The 17,207-nt window shown below is 65.0% G+C and carries 15 protein-coding genes and 1 pseudogene; 9 read left to right on the top strand and 7 right to left on the bottom strand.

All coding sequences use genetic code 11. The features are described from left to right. The first annotated feature begins 4 nt into the window (after positions 1-4). From NKI35_RS27535 to NKI35_RS27525, 3 genes are all read left to right on the top strand, one after another. Positions 5-1,147, top strand: coding sequence for a benzoate/H(+) symporter BenE family transporter (locus NKI35_RS27535; RefSeq protein WP_352741940.1), 1,143 nt, complete (start codon positions 5-7; stop codon positions 1,145-1,147). 117 nt (positions 1,148-1,264) lie between these two features. Next, complete coding sequence (locus tag NKI35_RS27530) at positions 1,265-1,750, top strand: DUF2852 domain-containing protein (protein ID WP_023672286.1); 486 nt, start codon at positions 1,265-1,267, stop codon at positions 1,748-1,750. Between the two features lie 198 nt (positions 1,751-1,948). Further along, entirely contained in the window at positions 1,949-2,707 is a 759-nt protein-coding gene (locus NKI35_RS27525) for a M48 family metallopeptidase (protein WP_023702070.1), read from the top strand. 18 nt (positions 2,708-2,725) lie between these two features. Here NKI35_RS27525 and NKI35_RS27520 read toward each other — a convergent pair whose 3' ends face one another. Further along, positions 2,726-2,944: a hypothetical protein gene (locus NKI35_RS27520; RefSeq protein ID WP_023672288.1), complete on the bottom strand. Its 219-nt coding sequence runs from the start codon at positions 2,942-2,944 to the stop codon at positions 2,726-2,728. Between the two features lie 109 nt (positions 2,945-3,053). Here NKI35_RS27520 and NKI35_RS27515 point away from each other — a divergent pair, with 109 nt between their 5' ends. The 6 genes from NKI35_RS27515 to NKI35_RS27490 all read left to right on the top strand — a co-directional run bounded on the left by NKI35_RS27515 (position 3,054) and on the right by NKI35_RS27490 (position 8,696). Further along, positions 3,054-3,713, top strand: coding sequence for a phosphoribosylanthranilate isomerase (locus NKI35_RS27515; RefSeq protein WP_352741938.1), 660 nt, complete (start codon positions 3,054-3,056; stop codon positions 3,711-3,713). Between the two features lie 28 nt (positions 3,714-3,741). Beyond that, positions 3,742-4,992, top strand: a complete 1,251-nt coding sequence (gene trpB, locus NKI35_RS27510) for a tryptophan synthase subunit beta (protein ID WP_352741936.1) — start codon at positions 3,742-3,744, stop codon at positions 4,990-4,992. A 2-nt stretch (positions 4,993-4,994) separates the two neighbouring features. Further along, the gene (gene trpA / locus NKI35_RS27505; protein ID WP_352741934.1) at positions 4,995-5,834 is read left to right on the top strand and encodes a tryptophan synthase subunit alpha; all 840 of its coding nucleotides are present in this window, start codon (positions 4,995-4,997) and stop codon (positions 5,832-5,834) included. 101 nt (positions 5,835-5,935) lie between these two features. Next, entirely contained in the window at positions 5,936-6,862 is a 927-nt protein-coding gene (gene accD / locus NKI35_RS27500) for an acetyl-CoA carboxylase, carboxyltransferase subunit beta (RefSeq protein ID WP_023687437.1), read from the top strand. 62 nt (positions 6,863-6,924) lie between these two features. Next, a complete protein-coding gene (locus NKI35_RS27495; protein ID WP_352741932.1) occupies positions 6,925-8,250 on the top strand; it encodes a bifunctional folylpolyglutamate synthase/dihydrofolate synthase in 1,326 nt (441 codons plus the stop codon). A gap of 26 nt (positions 8,251-8,276) precedes the next feature. Next, on the top strand, positions 8,277-8,696 hold the full coding sequence (locus NKI35_RS27490) for a VOC family protein (protein ID WP_023696003.1): 420 nt from the start codon (positions 8,277-8,279) through the stop codon (positions 8,694-8,696). Between the two features lie 22 nt (positions 8,697-8,718). On the opposite strand, the pseudogene NKI35_RS27485 reads toward NKI35_RS27490, so the two are convergent. The 6 genes and pseudogenes from NKI35_RS27485 to NKI35_RS27460 all read right to left on the bottom strand — a co-directional run bounded on the left by NKI35_RS27485 (position 8,719) and on the right by NKI35_RS27460 (position 17,202). Beyond that, positions 8,719-8,966: pseudogene (locus NKI35_RS27485) on the bottom strand (plasmid stabilization protein). A gap of 72 nt (positions 8,967-9,038) precedes the next feature. Further along, positions 9,039-9,320 carry a cupin domain-containing protein gene (locus NKI35_RS27480; RefSeq protein ID WP_023696001.1) on the bottom strand — a complete coding sequence of 94 codons (282 nt, stop codon included), beginning with the start codon at positions 9,318-9,320 and terminating at the stop codon, positions 9,039-9,041. 131 nt (positions 9,321-9,451) lie between these two features. Then, positions 9,452-9,775 (bottom strand): thioredoxin, encoded by a 324-nt coding sequence (trxA, locus tag NKI35_RS27475; protein ID WP_023672297.1) that lies wholly within the window; start codon positions 9,773-9,775, stop codon positions 9,452-9,454. A 73-nt stretch (positions 9,776-9,848) separates the two neighbouring features. Then, complete coding sequence (gene addA / locus NKI35_RS27470; protein ID WP_352741930.1) at positions 9,849-13,367, bottom strand: double-strand break repair helicase AddA; 3,519 nt, start codon at positions 13,365-13,367, stop codon at positions 9,849-9,851. Then, entirely contained in the window at positions 13,364-16,501 is a 3,138-nt protein-coding gene (gene addB, locus NKI35_RS27465; RefSeq protein ID WP_286489094.1) for a double-strand break repair protein AddB, read from the bottom strand. Before addB ends, addA begins: the two co-directional genes overlap by 4 nt. After that, positions 16,498-17,202 (bottom strand): nucleotidyltransferase family protein, encoded by a 705-nt coding sequence (locus tag NKI35_RS27460; RefSeq protein WP_031193990.1) that lies wholly within the window; start codon positions 17,200-17,202, stop codon positions 16,498-16,500. The genes addB and NKI35_RS27460 overlap by 4 nt, the downstream gene beginning before the upstream one ends. Positions 17,203-17,207 lie beyond the last annotated feature (5 nt).

The raw sequence follows: 17,207 nt of genomic DNA, 5'->3' as shown, positions 1-17,207 counted from the left end.
GAGAATGCGCATTTCCATCCCGATATCCGCCTTTGTCGCGGCAATCGTCGGCTTCGGCGGCACGCTGGCCGTCGTCATTGCCGCCGCCAAGGCGGTTGGCGCCACGCAAGCCGAGACCGCGAGCTGGGTGACGGCAGTGTGCGTGGCGATGGCGATCGAATGCTTGTGGCTGTCCTGGCGCACGAAAATACCCATCATCACCGCCTGGTCGACACCGGGCCTGGCGCTGATGGCGGCATCGAGCGGGTTTACCATGGCTGATGCGGTCGGCGCCTTCATCGTCACCAGCTTGATGTTGATCGCCACCGGCCTGTTCAAGCCGCTGACCCAGCTGATATCAAGGATACCGGCGTCAGTCGCGTCCGGCATGCTGGCGGGCATCGTCGTCACCTTCGCGCTCAATGCCGTCAAGACCATTCCGGTCGACCCCTGGCTGATCCTGCCGCTGATCGCGGCCTTCTTCGTCATTCGCCTGTTCAACCCGGCGCTGTCGGTGCTGGCGGTGCTGATCGGCGGCGGCATCGCCGCATTCCTGACAGGCCGCGTCGGCGGACTGCCGGCGCCGGAACTGTCGACGCTGACGCTGATTGCCCCGCATTTCAGCGCCGCAGCTGTCATCGGCCTGGCGCTGCCGCTCTACCTCGTCACCATGGCGTCGCAGAACCTGTCGGGTCTCGCCGTCTTGCGCGCCGCCGGCTATCACCCCGAACCCGGCCCGCTGATCGGCGTCACCGGCCTGTTCTCGCTGCTGTCGGCGCCGTTTGGCGGCTCGACCACCAATCTGGCCGCGATCTCTGCGGCGATCTGCACCGGGCCGGACGTCCATCCCGACCCGGCCGAGCGCTGGAAGACCGGACCCTTCTATGCACTTGCCTATCTGATCTTCGCGGTTTTCGGCGCCTCGCTGGTGGCGATCTTCGCCGTCCTGCCGCAGAGCCTGATCGTTCTGGTAGCCGGCCTGGCGCTGATGGGATCGCTCGCCAACGCGCTGTCGATCGCCCTCAAGGACGAGGACCAGCGCATGGCGGCTACTGTCACCTTCGTTGTCACCGCGTCGGGGCTGACTTTGTTCGGCGTTGGCGCCGCCTTCTGGGGCTTGGTCGCCGGCCTGGTCATGCTTTTCCTCGAAGCGCTCAAAAAGCGATAATCATTTCAGGACCTTGTCCGGTTTTGGCGGACGTTGTCTTGAATCGCCGTTTTTCTCATCCCATTTCGAATCCACGCAGCCGCTCTTGGCTGTCTCCAACCGAAGGAATGGGAGAAAATGAACACATCCGCATTGATCCGCCCGGCCTGGACGCCGGCGACCATCGCGCTGATGGTGATCGGCTTCATGGTGTTCTGGCCGCTTGGCTTCGCCATGCTCGCCTACATCATCTGGGGCGACCGGCTTGACGGCTTCAAGCGCGACGTCAACCGCGCCACGGACGGCATCTTCGCCGGCTGCCGCCGCGGTTCCGACAAGGCCGCGCGCTGGGGCCACGGTTCGGCCCGCACCGGCAATGTCGCTTTCGACGACTGGCGCGAGAAGGAACTCGAACGCCTCGCCGAAGAGCGTCGCAAGCTCGACGAGATGCTGAGCGAGTTCGATGAGTACGCCCGCGAATTGCGCCGCGCCAAGGACCAGGACGAGTTCGACCGCTTCATGGCCAACCGCAACAAGTCGACGGCGCCTGCGAAAACAGGCTCGGCCGAAACGGCCAAGCCCGCGACCCCCAAGCGCAAGGGCCCGAACCTGCTTGACGACTGAGGCTGCGCGCATGACCCCGAAAATCGGAACCGATTTTCGGAAAGGTTCATGCGCCGAATTAGAGTGCTATAGCGTCCTGTGCGCGTCAGAGACGCGCGGCGCTGTAGGACAGGCCTTGGCATGATGGACGGCGTCGCGCGAGCGGCGCCGTTTCTTTTTTGTTCTGGTCGTTTTCCTCGAATCGCGTATCGTTCAGCCATGTCCTTCGGCTTTTTCCGCAACCTGACCAAACCAAAACCCTCGCCTGTCGAAGAGCGAGAGCACGTCGTTGCCGGCCGCACACTGCCGCTCAGGATCGTCGAGAGCGCCCGCGCACGGCGGCTGACGCTGCGCATCGATTCGGGCGGCCAGGGGCTGCGCATCACCGTGCCGCCGGGCCTGCGCCGCGGCGAGGTGGAGAAATTCCTTCACCGCCACCAGGACTGGCTGGAGCAGCGTCTGGCCAAGGTACCGACACGGCCGCAAGTGCGCCCCGGCATCAAGATCCCGATACGCGGCGTCGCGCATCGCATCGTCCACGAACCGTCGAAACGCGGCACCGTCACCGTGTCGCGCGACGAGCGCGGTCCGCTGCTGATCGTCCATGGCGAGCGCATACATTTGCCGCGCCGCATCGCCGATTTCCTCAAGCGCGAGGCCAAGAAGGACATCGAGAAGCTGGTGGTCAAGCATACCGAAGCCATCGGCAAGCGCGCCAAGGCGATCCGCTTCAAGGACACGTCGAGCCGCTGGGGCTCCTGCACTTCCGACGGCAATTTGTCCTTCTCATGGCGCATCATGATGGCGCCGACGCCGGTGATAAACTACCTGGTCGCGCATGAAGTGGCGCATCTCAAGGAGATGAACCACGGCCCGAAATTCTGGAAATTGTGCGAGCAGCTCTGCCCCGACACCGACCGCTGCAAGGACTGGCTGAAGAGGAATGGTGGGGCGTTGCAGGCGATTGTGTTCGATTAGCCTGCGCCGGCGCCGCGCTCAATCATCATTGGCCGCATTAAGCTCTTCAGGCCGCAGCCCTTCGTCGCCATGGCGCGGCCATGGCAGGAAATTCTGCTCGAACGCATCGCTGCCGAAATAATCCAGGACCCGGTGCGCTTCTGCCCCGTCGAAGGCGGCCTTTTGCATCAGATGCGCGATGACGTCGCGCGCTTGCGCGATCTTCTGCCTGAGTTCGGCTATGCTCTGGTCGGCCATTCGTCTGCTCCGCCTTGCTTCTCCCATCAATAGGTAGCGCCTTTGGCGTTGCCGGCAAACAGCATGCTTTTTCTCGACTCTTGGCCGGTTTCGTGCCAAGCCCCGCGCCATGGCGCTCGATATCAAGATCTGTGGATTGAAGACCGATGAGGCAATGGCCGCGGCATTGGCCGGCGGCGCCAGCCATGTCGGCTTCATCTTCTTTGCTAAAAGCCCGCGCTATGTCGAGCCTGCGGCAGCCGGCCGCCTGCGCGAGGCGGCAATCGGCAAGGCCAGGGCGGTCGCCGTGACCGTCGATGCCGATGACGCATTCCTGGATGAGATCGTCGCCAAAATGCGCCCCGACATCCTGCAGTTGCACGGCACGGAGACGCCCGAGCGGGTGGCAGAGGTGAAAGCTCGCTACGGCCTGCCTGTCATGAAGGTGTTCTCCGTCAGTGAGGTAGCCGATCTCGAGCGGCTAAAGCCGTTCATCGGCGTTGCCGATCGCTTCATGTTCGATGCCAAGCCACCAAAGGGCTCGCAACTTCCGGGCGGCAATGGCGTCGCCTTTGACTGGCGCATCCTGGCCGGCCTTGACGCCGGGCTCGATTACATGCTTTCCGGTGGGCTCAACGCCGCCAATATCGGCGACGCCCTGAGATCAGCCAATCCGCCCGCGATAGACATTTCGTCGGGGGTGGAAAGCGGTCCAGGCGTCAAGGATCCGGCGCTGATCGAGCAGTTTTTCCGGGCAGTCAGGGCCGTGCGCGACGACCGCGCCGCCTGAACACTTTTTTCGAACCAGGAGATCGGCGATGGACCAGCCGGCGACACCCAATTCCTTCCGCACCGGACCCGACGAACAGGGCATGTTCGGCATCTTCGGCGGCCGCTTCGTGGCCGAGACGCTGATGCCGCTGATCCTCGATCTGGAGCGGCACTGGAACGAGGTCAAGAACGATCCGGACTTCAAGACTGAGTTGACCAACCTCTCGACCCACTATGCCGGGCGGCCGTCAAAGCTGTATTTCGCCGAAGGCCTGACCAAACATCTTCGTGAGGTTTCCTCGGCGAAGGGCCTCGGGGGCGGCGCCAAGGTCTATTTCAAGCGCGAGGACCTGAACCACACCGGTTCGCACAAGATCAACAATTGCCTCGGTCAGATTCTGCTCGCCAAGCGCATGGGCAAGAAGCGCATCATCGCCGAGACGGGCGCCGGCCAGCACGGCGTGGCGGCGGCCACAGTCGCGGCGCGCTTCGGCTTTCCCTGCGTGGTCTATATGGGCGCCACCGACGTCGCCCGCCAAAGCCCCAACGTCTTCCGCATGAAGCTGCTCGGCGCCGAAGTGCGGCCGGTCACCGCCGGCCACGGCACGCTGAAGGACGCCATGAACGAGGCGTTGCGCGACTGGGTCACCAATGTCGAGGACACTTATTACCTGATCGGCACTGCCGCCGGCCCGCATCCCTATCCGGAGCTGGTGCGCGACTTCCAGTCGGTGATCGGCATCGAGGCGCGCGCCCAGATCCTCGAACAGGAAGGCCGGCTACCCGACACCATCATCGCCGCTGTCGGCGGCGGCTCGAACGCCATCGGCCTGTTCCATCCGTTCCTGGATGACAAAGAAGTCCGCATCATCGGCATCGAAGCCGGCGGCCGCGGCCTTGACGGCATCGAGCATTGCGCCTCGATGAATGCCGGCGCGCCCGGCGTGCTGCACGGCAACCGCACCTATCTCCTGCAGAACGCCGACGGCCAGATCCTCGACGGCCATTCGATCTCAGCCGGCCTCGACTATCCCGGCGTCGGCCCCGAACATTCCTGGCTGCGCGATTCCGGCCGCGTCGAATATGTGCCGATCCTCGACGACGAGGCGCTGGAAGCCTTCAAGCTGACGACACGCGTCGAAGGCATCATCCCGGCGCTGGAATCCGCGCACGCCATCGCGCATGCGGTCAAGATCGTGCCGGATATGGACAAGGACCAGATCGTCATCGTCAACCTGTCGGGACGCGGCGACAAGGATGTGCACACAGTGGCCTCGATGCTGGGCATGGAGATCTGATCATGGTGACCCGCATCGACCGCCGCATGGCAAAACTGAAGTCCGAGGGCCGCCCGGCGCTCGTCACCTATTTCATGAGCGGCGACCCCGACTACGACACCGCTTTGTCGATCATGAAGGCGCTGCCCAAGGCCGGCGCCGACATCATCGAAATGGGCATGCCGTTTTCCGATCCGATGGCCGATGGACCGGCGATCCAGGCCGCCGGCCTGCGGGCGCTGAAAGGTGGCCAGACCCTGGTCAAGACGCTGAAGACGGCGGCTGATTTCCGCGCCACCGACAATGAAACGCCGATCGTGCTGATGGGCTACTACAACCCGATCTACATCTACGGTGTCGACCGCTTCCTCAAGGACGCGATCGCCAGCGGCATTGACGGGTTGATCGTCGTCGACCTGCCACCGGAGATGGATGAGGAACTCTGTATCCCTGCGCTGAAGGCCGGCATCAACTTCATCCGCCTGGCAACGCCGACCACCGATGACAAGCGCCTGCCCAAGGTGCTGCAGAATACGTCGGGCTTCGTCTATTACGTGTCGATGACCGGCATCACCGGCTCGGCTTTGGCCGACACCGGCAAGGTTGCCGCCGCGGTCAAGCGCATCAAGGGCCACACCAACTTGCCGGTCTGCGTCGGCTTCGGCGTCAAGACCGCCGAGCAGGCGCGCATCATCGGCGCCAATGCCGACGGCGTCGTCGTCGGCACCGCGATCGTCAACGCGGTCGCCAATGTGCTGGGACCGAGGGGCGAGAAGACCGCCGACCCGGCCGAGGCGGTCGCCACCCTGGTCAGCGGACTGTCTCAGGGCGTGCGTTCGGCCCGCCTTGCTGCTGCCGAATAGTTTCCCTACTTAGGCCTTGTGCAAGTCGTTATCCCAAAACCGGTTCCCACTTTTGGGCGACATGCACGAGCCAACTCTTCGTCAGGACAGGAACCGAAGCGATGAACTGGATCACCAACTACGTTCGCCCGAGGATCAATTCGATGCTCGGTCGGCGCACCGACATGCCCGAGAATCTCTGGATCAAGGATCCCGAGACCGGCGAGATGGTGTTCCACAAGGACCTGGAATCCAACCAGTTCGTCATCCCGTCATCGGGCCATCACATGAAGATTTCGGCCAAGGAACGGCTGAAATTCTTCCTCGACGACGGCAAATACGAGCAGCTTGAGAACCCCAAGGTCATGCAGGACCCGCTCAAGTTCCGCGACGAGAAGCGCTACACGGACCGGCTGAAGGACGCCAAGGCCAAGACCGGCCTGGAAGACGCCATCATCAATGCGCTGGGCACGGTCGAGGGCCTGCCGGTTGTAGTGACGGTGCAGGATTTCGCCTTCATGGGCGGCTCGCTCGGCATGGCCGCGGGTGACGCCATTGTGCACGGTTTCGAGGTCGCCTTGCAGCGCAAGCGGCCGCTGATCCTGTTTGCCGCCTCCGGTGGCGCGCGTATGCAGGAAGGCATCTTGTCGCTGATGCAGTTGCCGCGCACCACGATCGGCGTCGATCGGCTGAAGGAAGCCGGCCTCCCATACATCGTCGTCTTGACCAACCCGACCACCGGCGGCGTCACCGCCTCCTACGCCATGCTGGGCGACGTGCATATCGCCGAGCCCGGCGCGCTGATCGGCTTCGCCGGCCCGCGCGTCATCGAGCAGACTATCCGGGAGAAACTGCCGGACGGTTTCCAGCGCTCCGAATATCTGATGGAGCACGGCATGGTCGACATGGTGGTGTCGCGGCTGGAACTGCGCGAGACGATTTCACGGCTGTTGAAAATCCTGCTCAAACTGCCGCAGGAGCAAAAGCCGCTGGAGCCGGAAATCCTGCCGCCGTCGGTCATCCCGACGGAAGCCCGCCCGCAGGCCTGACGCGACATTTCTGGCCGCAAACCGCGATTGCGTGCACCTGCGCGCATGCGTAGGATTCGCTCATGACAACGCTTGCCGCAGATCGTGAAATCGAAGCCCTGATGGCGCTGCATCCGAAAGGCTTCGACCTTTCGCTCGACCGCATCACAAGGCTGCTCGAACGCCTCGGCAATCCGCAGGAGCGGCTGCCGCCGGTCATCCATATCGCCGGCACCAACGGCAAGGGCTCGTGCGCGGCCTTTTCGCGCGCGCTGCTCGAAGCCGGCGGCCACCTTGTCCATGTCCACACTTCGCCGCATCTGGTGAACTGGGCCGAGCGCTACCGACTGGCGGCCGAGGGCGGCGGCCGGCTGGTCGACGACGAGACCTTCGCCGAGGCCATCGCCCGCGTCGCCCGGGCCAATCAAGGCCAGAAGATCACCGTCTTCGAAATCCTAACCGCCGTCACCTTCATCCTGTTTTCCGAACATCCGGCTGCCGCCGCCATCATCGAGGTCGGCCTTGGCGGCCGCTTCGACGCCACCAATGTCGTTGCCCGGCCGGCGGTGTCGGTGGTCATGCCGGTGTCGATGGATCACGAAGCCTATCTCGGCGACCGGGTCGAACTGATCGCCGCCGAAAAGGCCGGCATCATGAAGCGCGGCTGCCCGGTGGTCATCGGCGCGCAGGAGAGCGAGACGGCGCTGCAAGTGCTGATCGAAACCGCCGAGCGGCTGGATTGCCCGACCTTCGTCTACGGCCAGGATTTTCTCGCCTTCGAGGAAAACGGCCGCATGGTCTATCAGGATGAGGACGGGCTGATGGACCTGCCGCCACCGCGCCTGCCCGGGCGCCACCAGTTCGCCAATGCGGCGGCAGCGATTGCCGCCGTCAAGGCCGCCGGTTTCGAAATCAGTCATCGCGCCACTGAGAAGGCGATGGCGAGCGTCGCATGGCCGGGCCGCATGCAGAAACTGGTACAGGGCCGGCTGATGGAGCTGGCGCCCAAGGGCGCCGACATCTGGCTCGACGGCGGCCACAATCCGGGCGCCGGCATGGTCATTGCCGAGGCGCTGGCCGAGCAGGAGGAAAAGAACCCGCGGCCGCTGTTTCTGATCTCCGGCATGATCAACACCAAGGACCAGAGCGGCTACTTCCACGCCTTCAAGGGCCTGGCACGGCATGTCTACACCGTGCCGGTGAGCATGAGCGATGCCGGCGTGCCGAATGACGAGCTGGCGGTGCGGGCGACCGAAGCCGGCCTCACGGCCGAACCGGTCAGTTCCGTCGCCAGTGCGCTGATGCTGCTGCGCGACACCTGGGACGGGCCGGCGCCGCGCATCCTGATCGGCGGTTCCTTGTATCTCGCCGGCGCGGTGCTGGCCGAAAACGGCACGCCGCCAACCTGAAGCCATTTCACTGCGAGGAGCCCATCATGATCAAGGTCAAGCAACTCGCCCATGTCTGCATCTTCGCGCATGATCTGGAGGCGACGCGAAGCTTCTACCGCGACGTGCTTGGCCTCGACACCCGGTTCAATTTCCTGCGCGACGGCAAGATCTTCGGCTTCTACCTCAATTGCGGCGGCCGCAGCCATGTCGAGGTGTTCCAGAAGGACGGCACTGCATATAGCGAGCAGAACCAGATCAATCATTTCTGCCTTGAGGTCGAAGATCTAGACGCGGCGATCGCCCACATCAAATCGAAGAGCATCGACGTTACCGCCAAGAAGCATGCCTGCGACGACACCTTTCAGGCCTGGATCCGAGATCCCAACGGCGTGAAGATCGAGCTGTTCGAATACACCGCAAAAAGCGCGCAATTCGCCGGCGGCGACCGCATCGCCGACTGGTGAGCTGTGTTGGTGTCGACGAGGATCAAAGCTCCGGCCCTGTATGGACCTTGCGGCTTTTCCGGATGATTTCTTCCAGATCGATATCCGCGCCACTGCTTGCCGTCAGGCGGGAGTAGAAGGTGGACGCCGGTTCTCGCCCCGCCTCCCGAATCTCATAGGATTCAAGCGCCGTTCGACGATGTCTGCGATCGAGCGGTTTTCGCGATGAGCAAGACGATGCGCAAGATCTCGTGCTTTTGCGCTGCGGACGGAAAGCCGGGGTTCGGCCATTTCAAAATACCTTCGAGAAAATATATCCCCCATTTAGGACGAGCCATCAAGATGGCAGAGGATGGCAAGCCATCACCTTAGCTCAATCTCGATGAAGGCATACTCGCCGTCATTGGCGCTAATGACGTCGTGTTCGACGCCCTCCTTTCGGAAATAGGGCGCACCCTTCTTCATCTCGGCAAAACTCTCGCCGTCCTTGGTCACCAGCTTCACCTTGCCATCCATCAGCGGTACCACGACATAGTCGTGGCCGTGGCGATGCCAGCCGGTGTTGTCGCCGGGCTGGAACCGATACTCGGTGACAATAACGCGCTCGTTGTCGATGAAGACGGTGGCCTTGGCGGATCCGGTCATTCTGTCTCTCCTGTCCAGCCTCAAGCAGAAGACATGGAGCCTTCAGGCGCGAGGGCCAGAGAGGTCAGGCGATAACGCCAAAGAAAAGCCCGGCGCGAGGGCCGGGCTTAACTTCAGAAACTCCTACAGGATCAGGCGAGGCTGCCATTGATCCAGTGCGACAGCGCGGTCTTCGGCGCGGCGCCGACCTTCATGTCGGCGACTTCGCCGCCCTTGAAGATCATCAGCGTCGGGATCGAGCGCACGCCGAATTGGGCGGCAAGCTCGGGGTTCTCGTCGATGTTCAGCTTGGCGATCTTGATCTTGTCGCCGAGTTCGTTGGCGATCTCTTCCAGCGACGGACCGATCATCTTGCAGGGGCCGCACCATTCTGCCCAGAAATCCACGACGACGGGCTGCGAGGCGTTGAGCACATCGGCCTGGAAATTGCTCTTGTCGACCTTGACGGTGGCCATACGAAAATCCTTTCGAAATTTATCTCGCACCAAATGTGGTGGTTCAGCAGCCCTTCTTCAAGCAGAACTTGTGTCACGCTCCCGTGAGTCGGGCAAGGGCGTCATCCATCGCCTGCGCCGGCAGTTCGATCAGCCTCGGCGCCTCGGTAAACAGCAGAGCCGCCGTCACTGCGCGGCCGGGGTAAAGTGGCTTGAGCAAGGCGCGGTAGAGCGCCAGCTGCAGTATATAGGCTGGCGGCACCTGGGCCAGGCTCGCTGGCGCCGGCCGGTTGGTCTTGTAGTCGACGATCGATACGCGCCCGGGCGTCACCGCCAGCCGGTCGATCTTGCCGGAGATCGAGCGCAGCCTGCCCTTGACCTCGATACTGCCCATGACGGCCACTTCGGCGCGGGACGAGGGCGAAAACAGCCCGGCAAAACGCGAATCTCTGAGGATCGCCATCACCGAAGCCAGCGCCTTGTTGCGCTCGGCCTCCGGCCAGTCGGCGCCGGCTCGAATGAGATACTGCGCCGCCGCGCCTTGCTGTTCGTCTTCGGCAAAACCGGGCAGCATCTGCAGCAGCTTGTGCAGCGCCAGCCCGCGCATCACGGCAAAACCGGGCTCCGCTTCGCTGTCCAGCACCGGCGAACGCGTATCGACGACCGCCTCCTTGCCCTCGTCGATCAGCGCCGACGCGCCGGAAGGCGACAGCGGGCGCGGCAGCTCCTCATAAGGCGGTAAGGGCCGGAACAAGCCCACCGGCAGCGGCGGCACCTGTTGCGGCAGCCGCGACTCGTCGGCTGCCGCTTGCGCCACCGGCGGAAGCTTGGTCATGACGAAACGGTGCACCGGCTCGCTGCTGGCGGGGTGGCGGCGCTCGGTGCTTTCGGGTGCACCTGTCAGCGCGCGGCTGACGATCGAATGCCAGGTGCCGGTGCTGGGCTGACGCTTGCCGTGATAGCCGCAGACGATCAGCCGGTCCTCGGCGCGCGTCATGCCGACATAGAGCAGCCGGCGGTATTCGTCGTCGGCAAGCTCCCGCGCCCTGGCCGAGGCCGCCTTGGAGAAGCCGTTCGCGACATCGGCGGCCGAGCGCCAGAGATAGCCCTTGCCGTCGAAATTGCGGCCCGAAGCGTCGAACGGCATCAGCCGCGGCAGATGCTGGTCGCTGAACGGCGCCGACCCGCCATCGACCAGGAAGACAACAGGCGCTTCCAGGCCCTTGGCGGCGTGCACGGTCATCACGCGGACCTCGTCGCGCGTCTGGTCCATCTCGCGCTTGATCTCCGGGCCGGTGTTTTCCAGCGTCGCCAGGAAAGCCTCCAGCCCCGGCAAGCCGGTGCGTTCTTCGGCCAGACAGAAACTCAGGAACTCGTCGAGAATATCGCCGGCTTCCGGTCCAAGCCGGGCGATCATCTTCTTGCGCAGGCCGTCGCGCGCCAGCACCCCGGCGTAGAATTCGAACACCGGCCGGAACGCCGCCTCGTTGGCCCAGCCGTCGAGCCGGGCAACGACATCGGTCAGCGCGGTATTGTCGCCAGCATGCTGGCGTAATGAGGCGATCAGCGATGTTCCGGCTGGCCGTCCGGCGCCAAGCGTAAAAAGCGTCTCCTCCGACACGTCGAAAACCGGGCTGCGCAGCACGGCGGCGAGCGACAGGTCATCCTGCGGCTGGATGAGGAAATGGCCGAGTGCGATCAGGTCCTTGACCGCGATGTGGCCGGGCAGGCTCAGCCGGTCGGCGCCGGCGACGGGAATATCGCGGTCCTTCAGCGCGCGCGACAGCGCATGGACGAAGCGGTCGCGCTTGCGCACCAGCACCAGTATGTCGCCGGCCCTTAACCTGTGTCCCTTGCCCTCGATGATCTCGCGGTCCTTGAGCCAGGTCTGGATGGTCGCAGCCACGTGCTCGGCCACCCGCACAGCCGGCGCGCTGGCATGATTGACCGGCAACGTCCAGTCGTCGGGCTCCTCGACGGCGTCAGCGCCGAGCGACGGCCAGACCTCGACATAGCCAGGCGCGTCGTTGCGGATCGCCTTGTGGTCGAGCGGATCGGGGTCATGGCTGATGCCGCGCCGCACGCCCGGATCGGCAAAGACGCGGTCGACGGCGGCAAGCACGTCGTCGGTCGACCGGAACGACCAGGTCAGTTTCAGGTCGGCAAACGAAGCATTGGCGGCGTTCACGCGTCCGGAAAACAAGAGCCGGCTGTCGGCGAAGGAATCCGGCGCGGCACCCTGAAAGGAATAGATCGACTGCTTTTCGTCGCCGACGGCGAACACCGTGCGATTGGTCGTGCCGCGCTGGCCGTGGCCGGCAAAGAACTCCTCCGCCAGCCGCTTCACCACCTCCCATTGGTCGGGGCTGGTGTCCTGCGCCTCGTCCAGCAGGATGTGGTCGATACCCTGGTCGAGCTTGTACTGCACCCAGGGGCCGGCATCGGGCCGCGCCAGAAGGTTGACGGTGCGGGTGATGAGGTCGTTGAAATCGAGAAAGCCGCGGCTGCGCTTCAGGCGCTCGTACCGCACGATCAGCCAGTCGGCTATGGTCAACGCCGCGACCGTGCCTTCCAGCATCCGGAACAGCGCCAGCCGGTCGGAGACGTCTGTTATCGACTTGACGGCCGCCAGATAGCGCTCGGGAAGGTCGGGCAGCCGGCCGAGCAGCGCCTTCTTGAACAACTTTGAGGGATCATAGGGGTCGCCATCGGCCTTGAGAAAGGCTTTGCCGAGCATCTGCAGCCGGCGGGTCGGGTCCGTCTCGGCAAAGGCCAAGCGGGCATAGGGCAAGAGATTGTTGAGCACGGTGCGGGCGTCGGCGGCCTCGGCGGCACTGGCGAACACTGCAAAGAAGTCCGGCAGGAAACCCGGCAGCGGCCATACCGATGCCGCTATGTCTTCGGCGCTCTGCCCGGGGCGAAAATGGAATTCGTCGAACAGGGCCTGAAAGCCGCCGCCGTCGCGCCGGACCGCATCGATGAAGCCGCGTAAGCCGTCGCGCTTGCGCACGATTTCGGCGAGCAGCGCATCGAGTCCGTGTTCGCCGCCGCGCTCCAGCACGGTGGCAAAGGCCTCGGCCAGTCCGGTGTCTCCGGCTGACGTGCCCGAAATCATGTCGCGGCGGGCGCCAGCAAACAGCGAGGCCTCCATCTGCGGATCGAGCATTTCGAAATGCGCCGGGATGTTGGCCTCCAGCGGAAACTGGTGCAGCACCGATTCGCAGAAGGCGTGGATGGTCTGGATCTTCAGCCCGCCCGGCGTTTCCAGCGCTTCGGCAAACAGCCGGCGCGCCCGCCGCATCGTGTCGCGGTCGGGTCGGCGGCCGTCCACCGCCTCAATCTTTGTGGCAAGCTCGGCATCGCCGAGCGCCGTCCATTCCGACAGGGTCGAGAACACGCGGTTCGACATGTTGGCGGCGGCCGCCCGCGTATAGGTCAGGCACAGGATCTTCGACGGATCGGTGCCGTTGAGCAGCAGCCGGATGACGCGCTGGGCCAGCACATGCGTCTTGCCCGAGCCGGCATTGGCCGAAACCCAGGCCGAGTTCTTCGGGTCGGAAGCGCGCGCCTGGTTGGCGGCGGTTTCGCTCGGGACGGGATAGGCTTTTTTCATGCCTCCCCCGCCTCGTCATCGCTGTCGCCACCGGCCGACCATTCGAGCACGCGCGCCAGATGGTCGTAATCGCCATCGCTCTCGCCCTCGCGAAACGGCAGCGCCCGCGACAGGTAGCCGGTCGTCGGATCGGCATAATGGACCAGCAGCTTTTCCAGCCGCGCCCAGGCCTCCTCGGCGAGGTCTTCGGCGGTCCGGGGCTGGCGGTTGTAGTCGAGGATGGATTCCTCGAACACTTCGCCATTCGGCTTCAGCCGCACGAATGCAAGCTGCGAGGGTTCGCGCGCGCCAAGCCCCTTGAAGGCGCCGCGCCGGAGCAGCGCCCCTTCGAGCGCCAGCTGTGGCGCCAGCAGCGTGTGCGCCTGCGCCTTGGATGGCGAGGAGCCGGTCTTGTAATCGAGAATGTCGGCCATGCCACCGGCCAAAAGGTCGACGCGGTCGGCATAGCCGGACAGCGTCACACCGGTACGGCCGACAGCCGTCTTTTCGGCGCGCTCCTCGGCATGCCGCCGGGCGACGGCAGGGGCGCGGCCGCGCTCCCATTCGATGATGTTGGCGGCGAGCTTTTCGAAGCGCGGCCACCACACCGCCTCGACATCGGCGGGTAGGGCAATGTCGGCGAAGCAGGTCCGGCCGGCAGCGATGAGGCGTTCCAGAGCTTCGGGCGCGCGGGGATCCGCCACCTCTGTCGAGAACAGATGCAGGATGTCATGAAACAGCGTGCCGCGCTCGGCCGCACCGGGATCGCGGATCACCGGCTCGAGCGGCAGAAGGCTCAGAATACGCTTGGCATAGACCGCATAGGGGTCGCGGCGCAGCGTCTCGATCTCGGTCACCGAGAAGTGGGTGGGCCGCATGCTCAGCGGCGGTTTCGGCTGCGGTCGCGGCGCGAAATGCTGCCGCTCGCCGGCATCGAGCGCGCGCGCCCAGGCAAGCAATTCGTCGCCGCGCCCGCGCAATGCGGCCGCCGGATCCTTGCCGATGAAGGTGAGGATGCGCTGCAGCCAGCGCGACGGCACCGCCGGTGCGTCGCCGGCTCGGGCGGAGCGCGTCAGCACCACCTTTTTCGCCCCCATCGCCATCTGGAAGTCGTGGGCGGCAAGGCCGATACGGCGCTCCGGCGGCTCGAGATCGATGCCGGTCTTCATCAACCGCGACATGAAGCGATCGCTTTCCGGCTTGCGTGGCCACACGCCCTCGTTCAGCCCGCCAATGACCAGCGTGTCGACATTCTGCAGCCGCGCTTCCAGCGCCCCCCAAATGGCGATGTTGCGGTCGGTGCCTTGCCCGGGCTTGACCGTTTCCGGTGCTACCAGCGCGTCCATCACATCAGGCCATTCGTCGGCCGGGAAGTCGAACGAGGCCGAGGCCGCGACCACACCGCGCAGCAGCTCGGCGAGTTTCTCGCCGGCGTCGCCGGCATAAAATTCAGCCAGGCTGCGCTCCGCCGTGCGGCCGAGATTTTCCAGCGCGGCGACGCTCGCTCTGGTCAACGCGACAAGATCGGCATTCTCTTCACCGCGAAAGGCGGTCAGCGGCGCCAGTGCCGTCACAAGCCGGCTCAGCATATCGCGGGCATCGTCGATGCCGCGCACGCTCAGGCGCGAAAACCAGAAGGGCTGGCGCTTGTCCCCGCTCAGCCCGGCGAGACGCTCCTCGAACAGTGCTGGCAAGGCGGCGATGTCGGGGCGTCCGGTGCCGCCGCGCAGCGCCACGAGTTCGATGAGCTCGGCGGCATGGCGCACGCCGGTGCGCTCAAGTCCGAGCCCGAGCAGCGGATGCTTGAGCAGCGACAAAAGGCCGACGGGATCGCCGGGCCGGAATACCGCTTGAAGTGTGAGCCGCAGCAGGCTGGCGGCAGGCGTGTTGGCGAGCGGCGTGCCGCCGGAATCGTCAGCGATCACACCGAAGCGCAACAGCTCGGCCGAGACGCGCCGCGCCAGCCCGCGGTCGCCGGTAACGAGCGCTGCCCTGTGCCCCGGCTGTTCCACGGCGGTTTTCAGCGCGATGGCGATCGCCGCCGCCTCGTCGCGTTCGCTGGCGGCTTCGACCAGCGTCACATCGGCGAAGGCCTCGGCGATATCCAGGGCGTTGAAGCGTATGCGGGTCTCGGCCCATAGTTCCGTGGTCTCGGCCGGACGCAGCGCCTCGCCGACAAGGGCCGCGCGGAGCACCAGTGCGGGCTCGGCGGCGACCACTTCCTCGACATCGCCACGCAGCACGCCAACCTTGCCGATCAGCTTGGCCATGCCGTATTGTGGGTGGCCGAGCAGTGCCGGCCGCGCACCGGGCGCCGCAATCGCGGCAAAAGACGGTTCGTCCAGCATCCCATCGAGCCCGGGCAGCACCACGGCGCCGTTAGGCAGGCTGGCGACCGTGGCAAGCAGTTCAGCCGTGGCCGGAATAGAGCCCGTCGAGCCGGCGGCGATCACCGGGCCTTTGGGCGGGTTGCGTTCCAGCCGCTTCGCCTCGCGCCGGATCAGCGCATTGCGGTGCGCGGCCGGGTTGGAGCGGTCGCGCTCCTCCAGCAATTTCGGCCAGGCCTCGGTGACGATACGGAGGAAATCGAGCGTCACCAGCCACCAACCGGCAAGATTGCCGGTGACCAGATCGGCAAGCCTGGTCCAGTCCGTGCCTTCGGTTTCGATTTCGTCCATGAGCCGGGCGAGGTCGCGCGCCAGCCAGATCGCATCGGCGGCGGAGGCCGGCACGACAATCTCTTCGTTGAACATATCAAGGACATGCGCCGGCAGGGTGCGCTTCCAGGCCTGCACCAGCGGCGCCAGCAGCAGCAGGCGTTCGATGGCTGCGATCGGCGGCGCCATTTCAAGCTCGGTCGGCGTGCCGGCGTCGAAGGCGGCTTCGTCCTGGTCGAACTCTCCGAGCGGGCGGATGACCGGCAGGATCGCCGAACGGCGGCTCCCTCCCGGTCCCGAAAGCGCGTCGACAAAGGCGCCGCGCAGCGCACGGGCCGCGCGCCGTGTCGGCACATAGATGGTGACATCAGCCAGCGCCAGCGGATCGCCGTCGAACCGGAAGCCGGGCACCAGCCGTCCGGCCAGCAAGGCCTCGGCCAGAGTCGGCAGGAATGGCGCTCCGGGCGGGATCGAAAGAACGCGGCGCGCGCCGCTCATACCACCTTCGCGAGAGCGTCGGCGACCGCCGCTTCCGCCTGCGGAATGGCGTCGGGAGTGCCGACGGTGATCCAGCTTCCGCGCATCTGCATGCCGAACAGACGGCCAGAGGCGATTGCCTTGTCGAAATGGGTGTTGAGCGAATGCGCCCCGGCCGGCGCATCCCTGAAGATGGCGGGATTGACGATTGCCGCTCCGGCATAGATCAACCCGGCCGGATCGCCTTTCGAGCGCCGCAGGCCGCCATCCGGCGCCATCAGGAAATCCGTGCCGACACCGTGTCCGGTGGCCGAGTCGAGATCGGTAAGCATCAGCAGAATATCCATTTTCGCGCCGTCCCATGCAAGGGCAAGGCGCTCGAGGCTGGGCTGGCCGCTGTCGATCCAGAACGTATCGGCGTTGATGATGTAGAAGGGGTCGCTGCCCAGCAGCGGCAATGCCTTGACGATGCCACCCGCCGAATTCAGCAGTGCGTCGCGCTCGTCGGAAATGACGATCTTTGGCGCCCGCCTGTGGGCGATATGGGCGACGATCTGGTCCGGCAGATAGTGCACGTTGACGATGGCTTTCTCGACGCCGGCCGCTTCGAGACTGTCCAGCCCCCAGTCGAGCAAGGTCCTGCCGGCGATCCGCACCAGCGGCTTCGGCATGGTGTCGGTGATCGGCCGCATGCGCTTGCCAAGACCAGCCGCCAGCACCATCGCTG

It is taken from the genome of Mesorhizobium sp. M0676 (genome assembly GCF_040320535.1).
Classification (GTDB): domain Bacteria; phylum Pseudomonadota; class Alphaproteobacteria; order Rhizobiales; family Rhizobiaceae; genus Mesorhizobium.
Note: the sequence above shows the minus strand (reverse complement) of the source record. Positions and strands in the feature narration are given on the sequence as shown.

Coding starts and splice junctions, on each gene's coding strand:
- trxA (WP_023672297.1), bottom strand. CDS start 9,775: ATGGCCACCGTCAAGGTCGACAAGAGCAATTTCCAGGCCGATGTGCTC.
- NKI35_RS27515 (WP_352741938.1), top strand. CDS start 3,054: ATGGCGCTCGATATCAAGATCTGTGGATTGAAGACCGATGAGGCAATG.
- NKI35_RS27525 (WP_023702070.1), top strand. CDS start 1,949: ATGTCCTTCGGCTTTTTCCGCAACCTGACCAAACCAAAACCCTCGCCT.
- NKI35_RS27490 (WP_023696003.1), top strand. CDS start 8,277: ATGATCAAGGTCAAGCAACTCGCCCATGTCTGCATCTTCGCGCATGAT.
- trpA (WP_352741934.1), top strand. CDS start 4,995: ATGGTGACCCGCATCGACCGCCGCATGGCAAAACTGAAGTCCGAGGGC.
- trpB (WP_352741936.1), top strand. CDS start 3,742: ATGGACCAGCCGGCGACACCCAATTCCTTCCGCACCGGACCCGACGAA.
- NKI35_RS27530 (WP_023672286.1), top strand. CDS start 1,265: ATGAACACATCCGCATTGATCCGCCCGGCCTGGACGCCGGCGACCATC.
- NKI35_RS27535 (WP_352741940.1), top strand. CDS start 5: ATGCGCATTTCCATCCCGATATCCGCCTTTGTCGCGGCAATCGTCGGC.
- NKI35_RS27520 (WP_023672288.1), bottom strand. CDS start 2,944: ATGGCCGACCAGAGCATAGCCGAACTCAGGCAGAAGATCGCGCAAGCG.
- addA (WP_352741930.1), bottom strand. CDS start 13,367: ATGAAAAAAGCCTATCCCGTCCCGAGCGAAACCGCCGCCAACCAGGCG.
- NKI35_RS27480 (WP_023696001.1), bottom strand. CDS start 9,320: ATGACCGGATCCGCCAAGGCCACCGTCTTCATCGACAACGAGCGCGTT.
- accD (WP_023687437.1), top strand. CDS start 5,936: ATGAACTGGATCACCAACTACGTTCGCCCGAGGATCAATTCGATGCTC.
- addB (WP_286489094.1), bottom strand. CDS start 16,501: ATGAGCGGCGCGCGCCGCGTTCTTTCGATCCCGCCCGGAGCGCCATTC.
- NKI35_RS27495 (WP_352741932.1), top strand. CDS start 6,925: ATGACAACGCTTGCCGCAGATCGTGAAATCGAAGCCCTGATGGCGCTG.
- NKI35_RS27460 (WP_031193990.1), bottom strand. CDS start 17,202: ATGGTGCTGGCGGCTGGTCTTGGCAAGCGCATGCGGCCGATCACCGAC.